General features: G+C 53.3%; 14 protein-coding genes and 1 pseudogene. 7 read left to right on the top strand and 8 right to left on the bottom strand.

Annotated features, from left to right (window positions below; genetic code table 11):
• The first annotated feature begins 191 nt into the window (after positions 1 to 191).
• Positions 192 to 479 carry a hypothetical protein gene (locus M3A44_05345; GenBank protein MEQ6341079.1) on the top strand — a complete coding sequence of 96 codons (288 nt, stop codon included), beginning with the start codon at positions 192 to 194 and terminating at the stop codon, positions 477 to 479.
• 153 nt (positions 480 to 632) lie between these two features.
• Here the strand turns inward: M3A44_05345 and M3A44_05340 are convergent, their stop codons facing one another.
• Entirely contained in the window at positions 633 to 914 is a 282-nt protein-coding gene (locus tag M3A44_05340; protein MEQ6341078.1) for a hypothetical protein, read from the bottom strand.
• A gap of 229 nt (positions 915 to 1,143) precedes the next feature.
• Here M3A44_05340 and M3A44_05335 point away from each other — a divergent pair, with 229 nt between their 5' ends.
• From M3A44_05335 to M3A44_05315, 5 genes and pseudogenes are all read left to right on the top strand, one after another.
• Positions 1,144 to 1,587 (top strand): low molecular weight phosphotyrosine protein phosphatase, encoded by a 444-nt coding sequence (locus tag M3A44_05335; GenBank protein MEQ6341077.1) that lies wholly within the window; start codon positions 1,144 to 1,146, stop codon positions 1,585 to 1,587.
• A gap of 305 nt (positions 1,588 to 1,892) precedes the next feature.
• Positions 1,893 to 2,357 (top strand): annotated as a pseudogene (locus tag M3A44_05330) (IS1595 family transposase).
• Between the two features lie 291 nt (positions 2,358 to 2,648).
• Positions 2,649 to 2,948 carry an HU family DNA-binding protein gene (locus tag M3A44_05325; GenBank protein MEQ6341076.1) on the top strand — a complete coding sequence of 100 codons (300 nt, stop codon included), beginning with the start codon at positions 2,649 to 2,651 and terminating at the stop codon, positions 2,946 to 2,948.
• A gap of 218 nt (positions 2,949 to 3,166) precedes the next feature.
• Positions 3,167 to 4,228 (top strand): efflux RND transporter periplasmic adaptor subunit, encoded by a 1,062-nt coding sequence (locus M3A44_05320; GenBank protein ID MEQ6341075.1) that lies wholly within the window; start codon positions 3,167 to 3,169, stop codon positions 4,226 to 4,228.
• Complete coding sequence (locus M3A44_05315) at positions 4,225 to 7,482, top strand: efflux RND transporter permease subunit (protein MEQ6341074.1); 3,258 nt, start codon at positions 4,225 to 4,227, stop codon at positions 7,480 to 7,482. Before M3A44_05320 ends, M3A44_05315 begins: the two co-directional genes overlap by 4 nt.
• Position 7,483: 1 nt before the next feature.
• On the opposite strand, the gene M3A44_05310 is transcribed toward M3A44_05315, so the two are convergent.
• The 5 genes from M3A44_05310 to M3A44_05290 all read right to left on the bottom strand — a co-directional run bounded on the left by M3A44_05310 (position 7,484) and on the right by M3A44_05290 (position 11,074).
• On the bottom strand, positions 7,484 to 8,749 hold the full coding sequence (locus M3A44_05310) for a transporter (GenBank protein MEQ6341073.1): 1,266 nt from the start codon (positions 8,747 to 8,749) through the stop codon (positions 7,484 to 7,486).
• Between the two features lie 257 nt (positions 8,750 to 9,006).
• Positions 9,007 to 9,474 (bottom strand): hypothetical protein, encoded by a 468-nt coding sequence (locus tag M3A44_05305; GenBank protein MEQ6341072.1) that lies wholly within the window; start codon positions 9,472 to 9,474, stop codon positions 9,007 to 9,009.
• Positions 9,475 to 9,502: 28 nt separating this feature from the next.
• Positions 9,503 to 10,072, bottom strand: a complete 570-nt coding sequence (locus tag M3A44_05300) for a C39 family peptidase (GenBank protein MEQ6341071.1) — start codon at positions 10,070 to 10,072, stop codon at positions 9,503 to 9,505.
• Between the two features lie 130 nt (positions 10,073 to 10,202).
• On the bottom strand, positions 10,203 to 10,535 hold the full coding sequence (locus tag M3A44_05295; protein MEQ6341070.1) for a carbon storage regulator: 333 nt from the start codon (positions 10,533 to 10,535) through the stop codon (positions 10,203 to 10,205).
• A gap of 101 nt (positions 10,536 to 10,636) precedes the next feature.
• Positions 10,637 to 11,074 (bottom strand): hypothetical protein, encoded by a 438-nt coding sequence (locus M3A44_05290; protein MEQ6341069.1) that lies wholly within the window; start codon positions 11,072 to 11,074, stop codon positions 10,637 to 10,639.
• 37 nt (positions 11,075 to 11,111) lie between these two features.
• Here M3A44_05290 and M3A44_05285 point away from each other — a divergent pair, with 37 nt between their 5' ends.
• Positions 11,112 to 12,320 (top strand): hypothetical protein, encoded by a 1,209-nt coding sequence (locus M3A44_05285; GenBank protein ID MEQ6341068.1) that lies wholly within the window; start codon positions 11,112 to 11,114, stop codon positions 12,318 to 12,320.
• 680 nt (positions 12,321 to 13,000) lie between these two features.
• Here the strand turns inward: M3A44_05285 and glgP are convergent.
• Together glgP and M3A44_05275 are read right to left on the bottom strand one after the other, a co-directional pair.
• A complete protein-coding gene (gene glgP, locus M3A44_05280; GenBank protein ID MEQ6341067.1) occupies positions 13,001 to 14,692 on the bottom strand; it encodes an alpha-glucan family phosphorylase in 1,692 nt (563 codons plus the stop codon).
• 6 nt (positions 14,693 to 14,698) lie between these two features.
• Positions 14,699 to 15,001 carry a c-type cytochrome gene (locus M3A44_05275; protein ID MEQ6341066.1) on the bottom strand — a complete coding sequence of 101 codons (303 nt, stop codon included), beginning with the start codon at positions 14,999 to 15,001 and terminating at the stop codon, positions 14,699 to 14,701.
• Between the last annotated feature and the right edge of the window lie 144 nt (positions 15,002 to 15,145).

Raw genomic sequence — 15,145 nt, 5'->3', positions numbered from 1 at the left:
CGGGACATTGACCGAACTTGGAAAGCTGCTTAACCGTGATATTGCGACGCTCAACAATGGCGCACCCGAAACGATGCTTAATTCTACTTTGTCAGATTAGAAGGCTGGCCGACGATACACAGGCGCAGCAATTTTACAGGGTTCAACTGAGGAAAATAGGTTTATGAAACATTCGGGCTATATACCTGCCGATGCAGGCGGAGAAAGGCTACGACCTCTCCCGCCACACCTCTGAATCTTTAAACGCAATCCCCGCCATCGAATACGACTATGTCGTCACCATGGGTTGCGGCGATGAATGTCCCTACCTGCTGACGAAACATCTAGAAGACTGGGGTCTTCCCGACCCCAAGCACCTGGCTGATGATGGGCTCCGCAAGGTCAGGGAGCAGATTGAGGCCCAAGCCATTGATCTCATAGAGAGATGCCGCCAGTTAGAAAAGGCGGGGGTAAAAAGGGTGATGCAGATCACATTTTAATTTATCGCAAAAAAAACGGTTAATATTTAGACCCCCTTCTCCTCGTTTGTTTCTGGAAGACGAGATGGAGGGTGCATCCCACGCACCACAACCATTGGTGCGTGGGATGCACCCCAGGACTTCACTCTATATGCTTTAGAAATGGGAAAAGCGTCAGGTATCAAGCAAATTCAGGTCCAAAAACATCGGATTGATCTCGGTTTTATCGCCGCTCAGGACAGGGATGGTAAAGGTAGAGGGCACGCGGCGGTTGGCTTCGCCGAGTTGATCCGGCTGGATCATGGTATGCCTCTCGCAATCCTGAAGGATTAGCGCGGGCTCATCCTCCAGCACTTCAATAATCTGGCAGCGCGCGCCGTTATAGTGAACATGCAGGCCGATCAGGCCGCGCAATTGCGTCAGGGAGTAAGAGGGCGTGTGTTCGAGGTACGTCATGATCCTATGCTAGAAGTAGTCAGATTGAAAAGCAAGGTAAGGCTTAAAAACGGCGATTCACCGCAGAGCGCACGGAGAACGCAGAGAAAAAAGACCTTGGCAAGTTGTGTCGAGTCACCCGCTGGTGAAAGTGCGCCTTACGCTAACCATATGAATTTCTTTGCGCTCTCCGCGCGCTCTGCGGTTCATATAGTTTTTTAGGTTAAGCCACTGTATTCTGGAGTAGAAAATGGTGCGCGTTTTATTCGTTTGCATGGGTAATATTTGCCGTTCGCCGACGGCTGAGGGCGTGTTTCGGAATCTGGTGAGCCAGCATGGCCTGGAGTCCATTGTCGAGATCGATTCGGCGGGTACGCACGCCTATCACATTGGCCATGAGCCGGGCCGGCGTTCCCAGGCGGCGGCGTTGCGGCGCGGGGTTGATCTTGGCTCACAACGCGCGCGCCGGGTGGAGGCAACGGATTTTGAAAACTTTGATTATATCCTGGCGATGGATGAGGAAAATCTGGATAACCTGCGCGCGGTTTGTCCTCCCGGGTATCAGCGCAAACTCAAGCTGTTTCTTGAATCCGCCCCCCACTTCGGTGAGAAGGAAGTGCCCGATCCGTATTATGGTGGACCCACCGGTTTCGAGCGTGTGCTGGATCTGATTGAGGCGGCGCCGAGGGGCTGATAGCGGAGGTTAGAAGACCTCGGCGTTGAGGGCCGGGCTGTCGAGGCTGGAAACAAGCGGTGAACCCGTTTGCCATTGAATTATTCCGTGCTTATCCGGTTAACATACACAGGTGCGTATAAGGTGTATTGCCAGCCCAGACAGCCACATGGCGCGGCGCGTTTTGCGCAGGCCATTGGGCCTTGGTTTGCACGCAAAAATCGCATAGCGATTCGTTGAGACGCTCTGTGCGGCATTAAGTTACCCCTTTCGTTGTGTGTGTTAGCCGGATAAGCACGAATTATTCTTGCCGTCCGCGGGGCGGAAGTCTCGATAAGCGGAGGACTGGTCGCTATGCCGGACGCGTCCGTCTCGCAGTCGCGCCGGATCGAAGCGCCAAATCGCTGGTCGGCTTCATCGAGCGCGCGGTTACGCCAGGCACCACCATCATCACCGACGACTGGGGCAGCTATGCGACACTCGGAAAACGTGGCTATCTTCATACCCCCGTTCCAGAGCGGGGCGACATGCAAGTCGCCGAAACCTTTCTGCCCATCATCCACCTCGTGTTCTCCAATCTCAAAACCTGGTTGCGCGGCATTCATCACGGCGTCAGCCCGCAGCATCTTCAAGCCTACCTCAACGAATTCACCTTCCGCTTCAACCGCCGCTTTTACCCCTTCAATACCTTCCGCTCCCTGCTCGGCATCGCCGGCGACATCACTGCGCCGACCTATGCTGAGCTTTATGCCAAGAAATCACGCCCCACTATATCTATTGGTTGTGTGTGACAACCGGATAAGCACGGTGTGGACGATAAGGTCGAACGGTTGGCAATCGCCACGAAGGAGTAACAGGTCAAGATCGAAAATCTGACTGAGCGCGTGATTCGATTAGAAACGGCTTTGGAAATTGCCCTCGCCGTCAAGTAAATCGAGAAAAAATAGCAAGGAAGAGTAGGGCAGCGTAGCGTATATTGATGCTGTCCTTGATTCGGGAGTCCCAGTCTCGGTTGTCCCATGGCGCGATGGCGCCAGATTATTCATGCCAAACGAAGGAGATATATAGTGAGCAATAAGGTAATCAATAAAGCAGACCTGATCGACGCCATTCATGGCAGGCACGACACGCTGACGAAGAAGGATGTGGCGGCGGTCATTGAGAGCTTGTTCGATGAGGTGACGCACACAGTCGCCAGGGGTGATGAGATCAGCCTGATCGGTTTCGGCAAGTTTCATGCGACCCAGCGCGCGGCGCGCACCGGGCGCAATCCGGCCACCGGCGAAGAGCTCCAAATTGCCGCGTCCACCGTGCCGAAGTTCACCGCAGGCAAAGCCTTCAAGGACGCGGTTTCCAAGAAGACGCAGGGCAAGAAGAAGTAACCGTTGGCGCTGCCGCGACCGGCATTGTCCCCTTTGCGGGGATTCATCGTGACAATATCAACAAACAGCAGGCCGACGGTTGAAGCGGGGGTATCCGCTGTTGGCAGGGCGTCTCAGTATGCAAAGTGCGCAAGATTTCTATCCCTCCCGAGCATTTGTATATTAACAAACTCTAATATACAATAACGCAAAGCTGTACCCGGAAAGGAGAAAACAACGTGCGCACATTACCGATGATCATACTGCTGGCTGGTTTGCTGGGCGTATCGCAGGCGCCATCCGCCGCCGAACCCCCGCTTGCTGTCGCGCAGGCGCAATACCGTAGCGTGGCCGCGCAACAGGCGTTTGACGCGGTGGTTGAGGCCGTCAAGCAATCCACCGTCTCGGCGCAGACGAGCGGGCGCGTCCAGGAAATTGCTGTCGATGTGGATGATCGTGTCGCCAAGGGAATGGTGCTGGTGCGCGTGATGGATGCCGAGCCGCGCGCGCGGCTGACGCGGGAGCAGGCGGGGCTGAGTGAGGCGCAGGCCCGTTACAAGGAGGCGCAACAGGATTTCGAGCGCATCAAAGGGATTTATGAAAAGAGGCTGATTGCCAGGGTCGAGATGGATCGTGCAAGCGCCGCGCTCGATGCGGCCAAGGCGCGGCTGGAGGCCGCCCAGGCGCGCGTAACGGAAAGCCGCCAGCAATTTGACTACGCAGTGGTGAAGGCGCCGTATGACGGCATTGTGGTCAAGCGCCATGTCGAGGTAGGCGAGACGGCCCAGGCGGGCCAACCCTTGCTGACGCTGCTCGCATTGGATCGCTTGCGTGTTTCGATTGAGGTTCCACAAAGCTTCATCAAGACCGTGCGTACCCAGGGGCGCGTTCATATTGTGTTGCCTGCACAAAATGGCGCCAGCCCGCGCACAGTTGAGGCCGCTCACCTCACGGTGTTCCCTTACGCCGATCCGGTGACGAATACGGTGAAGGTGCGTGCTGATCTTCCTGAGGGGTTGCAAGGTGTTTATCCTGGCATGTTCCTCAAGGCCTCTTTTGCCGGTGATGAGGAAAAGACCCTGCTGGTGCCGCAAGCCGCCGTGGTGCAGCGCAGTGAGATGACCGGCGTGTATGTGGTCAGTAAGGATGGCCGTGTAGCGCTACGTCAGATTCGCGTGGGGCAGCACTATGCCGATGGCATGATCGAGGTGCTGGCGGGGCTGGATGCAGGCGAGAATGTTGCGCTTGATCCGATACGCGCAATGGCACATCTCAAACAGCAGCGCGCGGCCAAACCATGAGCGAACGCATGGGGATATCCGGCGTCATCGCCAGGAAATTTTTACACTCCCAGATCACGCCTCTGCTGGCACTGGTCGGGCTGCTGCTAGGCCTGTTTGCGGTGCTGGTGACGCCGCGCGAGGAAGAGCCGCAGATCAATGTTACTTTTGCCAACGTCTTTGTCGCCTTCCCTGGCGCGACGGCAAAAGAGGTTGAATCTCTGATCAGCACACCTGGCGAACAGGTGATGTCGGAGATTGAAGGCATCAAGCACATCTACTCGGTGTCGCAGCCGGGCATGGCGGTGTTTACTGTGCAGTTCGATGTGGGGCAGGATCGCACGAAATCGATCGTGAATCTGTATAACGCGATTTACTCCAATCAGGATTGGCTGCCCGCCCATCTGGGCGTGGGGCAGCCCATTGTCAAACCGATGGGCATGGATGATGTGCCTATCGTTACGCTTACCCTGTGGACCGATGACGCGAAGCGGGGCGGTCATGAGCTGCAACGGGTAGCTCATGCTATCGAGGCGCAATTGAAGCGCGTCCCCGGCACGCGGGACATCTACACTGTCGGCGGCCCGGATCGGGTGGTGCATGTGCAGCTTGACCCCAAGCGCATGGCGGCCTATGGCATTGCAATAGACGATCTGCGCGCCGCGTTGACAGCGGCTAATACATCGCGCGAGGCGGGCGCACTGGTCTCTGGCAATCGTGAGATACAAGTGCAGGCCGGCACCTTTTTGACGAACGGCGCAGAGGTCGCTGCGTTGGTGGTTGGCGTACGCAATAATGCGCCCGTTTATCTTCGCGATGTGGCGAACGTGACGCAAGGGGCGGATCAGCCTGAGCAGTATGTTTCTTTCGGTACCGGGCCTGCCGCGCAGGATAAGGGCGTTACGCTCAAAGGCGAATTTCCCGCTGTCACCGTAGCCATCGCCAAACAGCCGGGCACCAATGCAGTCAGTATTGCCGAGCAGGTGATCGAGCGCTATGAGCAGCTCGAAGGCACTTTCGTGCCACAGGGCGTGCATGTCACCGTGACACGCAATTACGGCGAAACCGCCAACGACAAGGCCATGAAGCTGATCGGCAAGCTGGCTTTCGCCACGGCATTTGTGGTGCTGCTGGTGTTGTTCGCGCTGGGCTGGCGCGAGGCGCTGATCGTCGGCAGTGCCGTGGTCATTACGCTAATGATCACGCTGTTTGCCTCGTGGGCGTGGGGTTTCACGCTCAATCGCGTGTCATTGTTCGCGCTGATCTTCTCCATCGGCATCCTGGTGGACGACGCCATCGTGGTGGTGGAAAACATTCATCGCCATATGCAGATCGGCGACAAGCCTCTGGCCGAGGCTATTCCGCTGGCAGTGGATGAGGTCGGCAGCCCAACCATACTCGCCACCTTCACCGTCATCGCCGCACTTTTGCCGATGGCCTTCGTTACCGGACTGATGGGGCCGTACATGGGGCCAATCCCGATCAATGCCAGCATGGGCATGCTGATTTCGCTGGCGGTCGCTTTTGTGGTAACGCCGTGGCTGACCTATAAGGTGCTTCGTAACGTCAAACACAAGAAGAGTCACACGGCCCTTGTGGAAGGCGCCCAGGCACATACGGAAGGCGAGGGCAGCGGACCACTCTATGGTTTTTTCAAAAAATATGTCGGCATGTTTTTGCAAGGTGACGTGGGCAAGCCACGACGCTGGGCGCTGTTTGGCGTCATCATGCTGCTGATAGTGATCTCCGTCGGCCTGGGTGTGGCCAAACTGGTGGTACTCAAGATGCTGCCATTCGACAACAAATCCGAGTTTCAGGTGGTGGTCGACATGGCGGAGGGCGTCAGCGTGGAGCAGACCGCACGCGTGCTCAGTGAGCTGGGTGTGTATCTGGCCACCGTGCCAGAGGTGACGGATTACCAGACCTATGCAGGCACTGCCGCGCCGATCAACTTCAACGGCCTGGTGCGCCAGTATTATCTGCGCAAGGGCGCGAATGTCGGCGACATCCAGGTGAATCTGGTGGACAAGCACAAGCGCGACCGCAAGAGCCATGAGATTGCGGCATCCGTGCGCGCGCCCTTGCAGGAGATAGGGCGCCGCCTGGGGGCCAACGTCAAGATCGTCGAGGTGCCGCCAGGCCCGCCGGTGCAATCGCCGCTTGTCGCCGAGATCTATGGCTTGGACTATGACGGCCAGATGCGTATCGCCAAACGTGTGCGCGGAATATTTGAAAATACCCAGGATGTTGTCGATGTGGATGACAGCATCGAGGTCAACGAAAAACGCTTGATCGTGCATATTGACCGGCAGAAGGCGGCGCAGCTGGGTGTGTCGCAACAGGGCGTGGTGGACGTGCTCAGCGCCGCGCTGGGTGGCGATGACGCCAGCTACCTGCATGACATTCATGCCAAATATGCAGTACCAATCCGCCTGGAATTGCCGGTGGCGGACAAGGCCGCTATCCAGTCGCTGTTGGACCTTAAAGTGCGAAGCAATCAGGGCAAGCTCGTGCCCTTGTCCGAAATCACCACTGTGGAGCACAGCACGCGCGAACATGCTATCTATCACAAGGATTTGATGCCTGTGGTGTTTGTCACCGGCGATGCCTCGGGAAAACTCGACAGCCCGCTGTATGGCATGTTCGACATGCTCGGCACACTTGGTGATACTCCGATGGAACAGGGTGCGGTGTTGGATCAGTCGCTGCTCAGTCAGCCGAGTGACCCTTATAACTACGGATTAAAGTGGGATGGAGAGTGGCAGATTACCTACGAGACCTTCCGCGACATGGGGATTGCCTACGGCGTCGGCATGATCCTTATTTATTTGCTGGTAGTCGCGCAGTTCCGCTCCTACCTGACGCCGCTGATCATCATGGCGCCGATTCCGCTCACCATCATCGGCGTAATGCCAGGCCACGCCCTGCTTGGCGCGCAATTCACCGCCACCTCCATGATCGGCATGATCGCGCTGGCCGGCATTATCGTGCGCAACTCGATCCTGCTGGTGGACTTTATTAATCAGGAAGTGAGCCGCGGTGTGTCATTCGAAGAGGCAGTGATTAGCGCCGGCAGCGTGCGCGCCAAACCAATCGTGCTCACCGGCCTGGCCGCCATACTCGGCGCACTATTTATTCTGGATGACCCGATCTTCAACGGACTGGCGATTTCGTTGATCTTCGGCATCCTTGTCTCTACTCTGCTGACGCTGGTGGTGATACCGGTGATGTATTACGCGTTTATGCGCAAGCGGATTGTTTCTGCCAACATGTAAACTACCGCTTGCCCTGCGCCTTTGAAAAAAACGCCGTTGGCACACGCACCGCCAATTGCATGTCCGGCGCATCCGCAGTGACGCCGGTGCCGATGGAGATATTGACGCTGGTGTCCGGGGTTACCCGATATGAATATCCAAACAGCAAAGATGCGATTTTGAGGGTTTCCGATAGCGGTATAGGTTCACCGTTCTGCTTTGTTTTTCCAATAACATTCAGGTCGTAAGCGAGGCTAAACGACGCCTTCTCATTCAAGGACAAACCCATGCCGAAATTAACGCCGATGGCATTGCCAGGGTCGATCCGGCCATATTGCTCAAGCTTGCGCTCGATATTCCAAAGATAGCTGACGTTAGCAAAAATCACCGCCGGATCGGAGGGGATTATCATCGTCAGGCTAGGTTGCACACCCCAGAATCCAGAACCGGTGGGCAGAGTCTTTTGCAGGCCAGTCTTATCGTCGAACTCTACATCGTAGGGAGATGTGCCGGTGTGGCTTTTGGCACGGAAATTACCTATTAAGTAGGGCCATCCACCCTGGCCTTGAGTCATCTGATAGCGCAAGGCAAACTCGGCGTCGCCAATATTTTCGCCGCCTACTTTTTCAGTTATTAGTCGTTGATCTTCGCCTGCCCCCAGATTAAGCGGGCGTGCCGTTGTGGTATCGGAACGATTCACATAGGGTATTTTTACCTCAACCTCAAGCCGGGGGGTAATGCCATAACGCGCCGCAACAGCGGCAATGTAGGTGTCACGATTAACCTTTTTTATGTCAATTCTTCCAATGAGTAGCGCCGGAAGGAATGTAAAACCCTCCAGTGCCACACGATGAACCGACGAATTGGTATATTGGAAGGAAGGCTCCACTATAAGTGTGCCGCGCGGGGTCAGCACGCCACGCTGCTCGGAAGCAATCAGGATGTCAGGCGGGCGCTGCGGCCGTTCCGGCGCCTTCCCTACCGGCTGAACGGGTGACGCATCTTTCGCCGGCAAAGAAGGCGTGATCTGCTCCGGTCGAGATGCCGGAGCAGGCGGTTTTACGGCATCCTCTGGTTTTACCTGTAGCGTATCAAGACGGCGACGCATACCCTCAAGCTGGTTTTTCTGAATTTCCAGTTGTTTGCGCTGCTCTTCCAGTAACTGCTGGAGTTTCTGAATATCCGTTTTATTTTCAGAAGCGGCATCTTCTCCCCACGCGTGGAAAGACATCAACAATATGCCGAAAAATCCGCCACAGATGAAAATATTCTTTATATTTATAATCACAGCACCCCACCATAATGGAATTTTTGGTTATCATAAACTCAAGCAGTCACGTCAAGAGGGTTGCGGTTTCCTGATGGTTTTATCCCATTGCCCATAAGCCAAAAAACCGTTCGCCCTGAGCCTGTCGAAGGGCTATTCATGGTTCGACAAGGCCTTTAGTCCTGAGCGTAGCCGAAGGGTCACCACGAACGGCGGTGTACGCTCTATTTCGCCTAATTGGACAATCTGGGTTTATCATTGTATTAAAGTGTTTCAGATTACCGAATTGACGCCGCTATCTGATCGCTCAATGACGAGTGAAGTGCGCCCAATGCTAAAGCACGGAGATTCGAAATTTCCGCATTAATCAGGGTGTAATTCTGAATGGTCTTGAAGTCCAGGGAGTTTTGTACCAACGTCATGAAACCGGAAGGAAAAATGCTGGCCATATCGCCCTGGTGGTCATTGGTTATTTTCGACTGCGGGAAATCAATAACCGTTCTGGACACAAGCCCACCGTCTATGATCACGGCGCGTTCGATACTGAAATTTATCTGCAATCCATCTGAAGTCACAAACCCGCCACGCAGGGTGTCCAGCATTTCATCATCGAGCCATTGAAAATCTTCTTCGTCTGCCATAGCTTTGGATGGAGAAATAATGGCTGAACAAAAAATAAAAGCACTCGCAAAAATACCCCACGTGATGCCCGGTATAAAATTTAATGTTTGACGCAGGCTCATCATGGGATCGTGTGTTTACAACCACAGCCTCTTAAAAGTCATAGATATTAGGCAACAGCAGCGTCGATGAAGACAGGCTATCACGGTTTACCGCCGCCTCCAAAGGTGCCCGTTCCCGCACCTTCCATTCTTTTTCACTATTAAAGTATTGGCCCGCTATCTCTTCCTTGTTGCGGATAATAAAGAGTATTTTGTTCCACATTTCTTCGAATTCCTGGCGTGGGATGATTTTGGTGCCCGTGGTAGAGTCCCCCACCAATACCTGGGTGTTGCTCACCCCTTTGACCACAACAAAATGATTGTAACCATGATCATTGATAAGGGTGATGGCAGGGACCCTCTTTTTTAGCAACATATCCAGAGACGCAACAAAACCATCGGCGCGATAACCATTCGCCTCAAGGTAGCGCTTTATATCAAGAAGAGAAAAACCTTCTTTGTGAATCTTCTCTTTGTTGCCATTTTCATACATGGCCGTAAATACAATCTGCTCGTTGACCGGATGTTGATAATAATAAGTCAATAACGTCGCCAGCGCCGCTGACCCGCAACTGAAATCATACTGCTGCTTCACAACCTTCAGGAAGCGGGCTTCCTTCATGCTCACTACCGGAACGGAGAAAGTCCCTCCGGCGCCTGTCACGCTTAGTAAATCCGCCTTCGCCGCCGAAGAAAAGGAAAAAAAAATCATGAAGACAAGAAAAAGAAGGCGCATTGAATTTGGTGGTGCCCTAGTTATTCAGCGTCATGTTCAATATGGTGTTGTTCTGAATAATCACATTGTTCCCTGAGTTTTGAATCACCGTCGGGAAGCCCACCGAATCCGCAAATGCCCCTCTCCCAACATTATTGTTTCCATTAATGCTGGAATAAACCACGTTATCATTCAGTCTCGCGTTCAAGTCAGCGTTACTGAGTGGCTGCTCTGGCAATCCCGCCCGACCGCTTTGCTCTTCCAGGAAAGCATTAGAAACTGCCTCTCCGAACTCGATATCATCGATAACCACATCTTCCTGATTCGCCAATGCCGGGGTGATTCCCCCCCCATAGGCAACCAGTACCATGGCCGCAATAACACGACACGCTCTGTAGTGCATAGCCTGTTCCCCCGTCTCGCTAAAAAACCCGGCGGACGCCCTGAGCGCCCGCCGGTGATGTGAGGCAGTTACGGGCTTACATTACCCTGTATCGTGAAGTTCTGCTGAACCAGGCTGTTGTGCCCGCTATTCTGAGCCACCTGAGAGATGCCGGTATTGCTGGCAACTGAACCATTGTCAAGGGTGTTGTTGCCATTGTAAGTGCTAGTAGGAGGCGTGTCTCCAGCATTTATGTTCACCGTATTGCCAGTGACGGTGCCATCCAGCGCGGCAGAGGCAACAGTCTGAACACTGCTGTCATTGTTGGAGTTGTTGACACTGCTGTTGTTGTTGGAGTCGTTGACACTGTTGTTGCTTTGGTCAACGGTTGCACCACGAGTAGCGACAATACCAGTGTTATCCGAAATGCTATCGCTGTCGGTGGTTGTGGTGTTATTAGAGTTATTAGTGCTGTTGTCGCTGTTGTCACTCTGGTCGAAGGTTACGGTTGCACCACGTGTAGCCACTATAGCGCTGTCACTGGCTGTGTTGACATCATTATCCGTGGTAGTGGTGGTTGTGTTGTTTGAGTCATTAACACTGTTGTTGTTGTTAGAGTCAGCAGTATTAACGCTGTTATTGCTGCTGTCGTTGTTTGAATCAGCAGTATTAACGCTGTTGTTGCTATTGTCGGAGCTATCGTTCCCTGAGTCGTTGGTGCTGTTGTTTGAGTTATCGTTCCCAGAATCAGCGGTGCTGGTGCTGGTGCTGTTGTTGGAGCTGTCATTGCCTGAGTCATTTGTGCTGCTGTTGCTGCTCAGATCATTTCCGTTTCCCGAGTCAGCGACATTGGTGCTGTTGTCAGAGTTGTCATTGTTGGAATCATTGGTACTGTTGTTGGAGCTGTCATTAGCAGAATCAGCAACGCTGGTGTTAGTGCTGTTGTTGGAACTGTCATTACCTGAGTCATTTGTGCTGTTGTTGGAGTTGTCGTTTCCTGAATCGGCAACGCTAGTGTTGGTGCTATTGTTGGAACTGTCGTTCGCCGAATCAGCCGTGTTAGTGCTGTTATTTGAACTGTCGGTACTCGTTGTCGTTGCGGTAGTACTCTTGTCGTTGTTGGCGTCAGAGGTGTTGGTGCTCTTATCATTGTTGGCATCGGATGTGTTGGTGCTGTTGTTTGAGCTGTCGGTGCTGGTTGTCGTTGCGGTAGTGCTCTTGTCGTTGTTGGTGTCAGATGTGTTGGTACTCTTATCGTTGTTGGCATCGGATGTGTTGGTGCTGTTGTTACTGCTGTCACTGTTGTCGGAGTTGTCACTATTGTTGGAGCTGTCGTTCGCCGAATCGTTGGTGCTGTTATTTGAGTTATCGCTGTTATCGTCGGTATTACCGTTATTGGACTCGTTGGTGCTGGTTGCGTTCGAGGCTTCATTCGCTGAAGTGCCCTTGTTGTCAGCGGCCGATGATGCCGTGGCTGTCTGGCTCTGTGCCGATTCCGTCGCGGTGTTGGTGGGGTTTGCCCAAGCCGGGGTTGTAATTCCCAGCGCAAGCGCGATCGCAGTGGATAGTAGTGTCTTGTTCATTGTAGTCTCCGTGTTACTTGTTGGACGACGAAACGTCTTACCCTTGAAATACAGTTATTTAGTAGAGCGAAAGTCTTTTCGAACTTTCGGATTAAGCTTATACATGATGCATGCCAACAATTTAACATCCATTGATAACGATATGAAAAATAATAATAAAATGTTGTTTTTTACCATTCCTCACAATTAGCTATGTGTAAAAAATCCCGACATTAACCCATAAATAGACATGTTAAACGCATGATTAAAAACGTATTTTTTATTTAAAAAATAAAATATTAATATAATAATTAAATTAATTAACACTTTGATGTGTATGCATTTAATGAATAATTACAGATAAAATTAATACGATATTAATAACCAGAATTCATTCCTAAATAATTGTGTAAAAAAAATCGACAAGAGTTAAGGATTCCGACAGATGAAAATGCCGGTGAGTGGCCCGCAGAGCAGGCGGGCTATTTCACTATGGCACGAAGACTGGAGCTGGTTCTGTCTGCACATGGAGGTAGTGCAACAAGCCGTGCGAGGCGCGAAAGAATCGAGCCAGCCGGGTGCTTTTATGTTGGATGATTCCATCCGGACGCGCCATGGAAAAAGGATGCCGGGCGTTTCCAGTCATATTGACCATGTCTCGGGTCGGTATGTCATCGGACAGCAGGTTTTGACCTTGGGGTCGTCAATGAGAAAGGCGTCGGGATACGCAAGCAGCTCACGGCGAACGATATGTCAATATCGATTATGCCCGCGTCTGTGGCAGGTCTTTCGGGCTGTTATAACGAGCGCGCTGGATGCACTGAAAATGCTGCTCGAGGATAGGGGGTCACTCAAGTCATAGAGGCGTCCGTCCAACTGCCGTTTTCAGGATTATCGGATATAAGCCTCGGTGGCATAACGCCGCATCATGCGATGACTGTTGAAGAAGGACGCATTCTTGCAGATGGCGCCTTTCATCACCGTGATCCAGGCGGGACGGTCCATGTAATAAAGCGGCAGAACCACTTGCAGCAATTTGTTGTACAGCGAATCCGCATCATTGCCGTTGGCTAATTCCGTGGAGTCGCCTATCGCCCAGCCTGTCACCCCTTCGATGCATCCCTCGACCCACCATCCATCCATAACGCTCAGACTTGGCACACCGTTAAAGGCGGCCTTCATGCCGCTGGTGCCGGAGGCTTCGAGGGGGCGCAAGGGGGTGTTCAGCCATACGTCTGCGCCGGACACCATGGATAGTGCAACCTCCATGTCATAGTTGGGAAGATAGGCAATCCGTATAACATCGGCGAGGTCACGCATGTGGGCATGCAGTAATTCGATCAGGCGCTTGCCTCCTTCGTCACGGGGATGGGCCTTGCCGGCGAGCACGATTTGGAAAGGCCGCTCCTGCGCTATGGTTTTCAGCCGCTGGAGGTCTGAAAACAGCAGATCGGGACGCTTGTAGGCAGTCATGCGCCGGGCGAAACCAATGATCGGTATCTTGGGATACAGCTCGATGCCCGTCAGCGACTTCACTTTCTCGATAAGATCATTCTTGGCGTGGGTATGAGCCTCCCAAATCGCCGCATCCGGTATGCGGTCTGCCCGTACTAAAATTCCCGGTTCATGGCACCAACTGGGCAGGTGAGTATCATAGAGTTTGGCGAAACTCGGGTGAGTCCAGGCAAAAGGATGCACCCCGTTGGTGATGGCGTGAACCCGGTACCCGGGGTAAAGCTTTTTGGACACTTCGGCATGGCTTTTGGCGACACCATTGACGTATTCGCTGAGATTGAGGGCAAGGCGCGTCATATTGAGATTTTCCTCGCCTGCCAGCGATTTTATTGTTGGGAGGTTGACAAGATCCCCAAGGGTACGGTGCACCAGGTCATAAGGAAATTTATCCTGCCCCGCTTCAATCGGAGTGTGGGTAGTGAAGTTACATAGCTCTCTGACCCTGGGAATATCATAAGGACTCTCTCCCGCCCTTACATCGTCCGGGGGGTAGGCGTAACGCCGCAGCAGCTCCAGTGCCAGTAAGGCGGAATGGCCCTCATTCATGTGGTATTGGCGGATTTGAAATCCCAATGCCTGCAATATTAGCGCCCCGCCGACCCCCAGAACGATCTCCTGTTTGAGTCGGTAGGCCAGATCGCCGCCGTACAGGTGATGGGTGATTTCCCGGTCTTCGCTGCCATTTAGAGGCAAGTCGGTATCCAGCAGAATAACGGGCACTCTGCCATTCATATGGCCTTGCAGGATATAGAGCCAACCACTTACCCACACGTCCCGCTCTTCGATGGAAATAGCGACGCCAGCTTTCAGGCGTGTCGCCCAGCGGCTGGGGTCCCATACGTCGGGATGTTCGATCTGCTTTCCCTGGGGATCGATCTCCTGACGGAAATAACCCGCGCGGCTTACCAGTGTTACTGCAACCAGCGGTAATTCGAGGTCCGCAGCGGACCGCAGGGTATCCCCGGCGAGTACCCCCAGCCCCCCACTGTAGGTGGGTATCTCATTGCGCAGGGCAATCTCCATGGAGAAATAGGCGATACGCGGTTCGTGGGTGAAGTCGTTAAGCATGGCTGTTTACTTCGACTGGCTCACTATGTAATCCACTGCTGCTTTCGCATCGGCATCAGTAATGCCGGGCTTTCCTCCCTTGGGCGGCATGGTATTTTTTCCATTGATAGTGTTTTTGTACAGGGTATCCATGCCCGCCTTGATGAGCGGGGCCCAGCGCGCTTTGTCACCGGTTTTGGGCGCACCCATCGCGCCAGTGGCATGGCAAAGGGCGCATGCTGACGTGTATACGGCTTTTCCGTCTGCGGCGTTTGCAGGGCTTGCCACCGACAAAATAGCGGCAGCAGCAACGATCAATACAGTTTTCATAATTTCACCTCGTTCCAATTCGTGTTTCAGTATATTCAGCAGCCTACTTTTATAGAGAATAGATGAATTTGCGCTTCTTTGTCTTGATCTATATCAAATTCACCGCACAAATGTTTATCACAAGGAACTTCTGACATAGATATG

Source organism: Gammaproteobacteria bacterium (assembly GCA_040183005.1).
Lineage (GTDB): Bacteria > Pseudomonadota > Gammaproteobacteria.
Note: the sequence above shows the minus strand (reverse complement) of the source record. Positions and strands in the feature narration are given on the sequence as shown.

What these genes read in the sequence shown, in the direction of transcription:
- M3A44_05275 (MEQ6341066.1), bottom strand. Translation starts at nt 15,001, where the DNA reads ATGAAAACTGTATTGATCGTTGCTGCTGCCGCTATTTTGTCGGTGGCA.
- glgP (MEQ6341067.1), bottom strand. Translation starts at nt 14,692, where the DNA reads ATGCTTAACGACTTCACCCACGAACCGCGTATCGCCTATTTCTCCATG.
- M3A44_05300 (MEQ6341071.1), bottom strand. Translation starts at nt 10,072, where the DNA reads ATGAAGGAAGCCCGCTTCCTGAAGGTTGTGAAGCAGCAGTATGATTTC.
- M3A44_05340 (MEQ6341078.1), bottom strand. Translation starts at nt 914, where the DNA reads ATGACGTACCTCGAACACACGCCCTCTTACTCCCTGACGCAATTGCGC.
- M3A44_05295 (MEQ6341070.1), bottom strand. Translation starts at nt 10,535, where the DNA reads ATGGTACTGGTTGCCTATGGGGGGGGAATCACCCCGGCATTGGCGAAT.
- M3A44_05305 (MEQ6341072.1), bottom strand. Translation starts at nt 9,474, where the DNA reads ATGATGAGCCTGCGTCAAACATTAAATTTTATACCGGGCATCACGTGG.
- M3A44_05345 (MEQ6341079.1), top strand. Translation starts at nt 192, where the DNA reads ATGCAGGCGGAGAAAGGCTACGACCTCTCCCGCCACACCTCTGAATCT.
- M3A44_05315 (MEQ6341074.1), top strand. Translation starts at nt 4,225, where the DNA reads ATGAGCGAACGCATGGGGATATCCGGCGTCATCGCCAGGAAATTTTTA.
- M3A44_05335 (MEQ6341077.1), top strand. Translation starts at nt 1,144, where the DNA reads ATGGTGCGCGTTTTATTCGTTTGCATGGGTAATATTTGCCGTTCGCCG.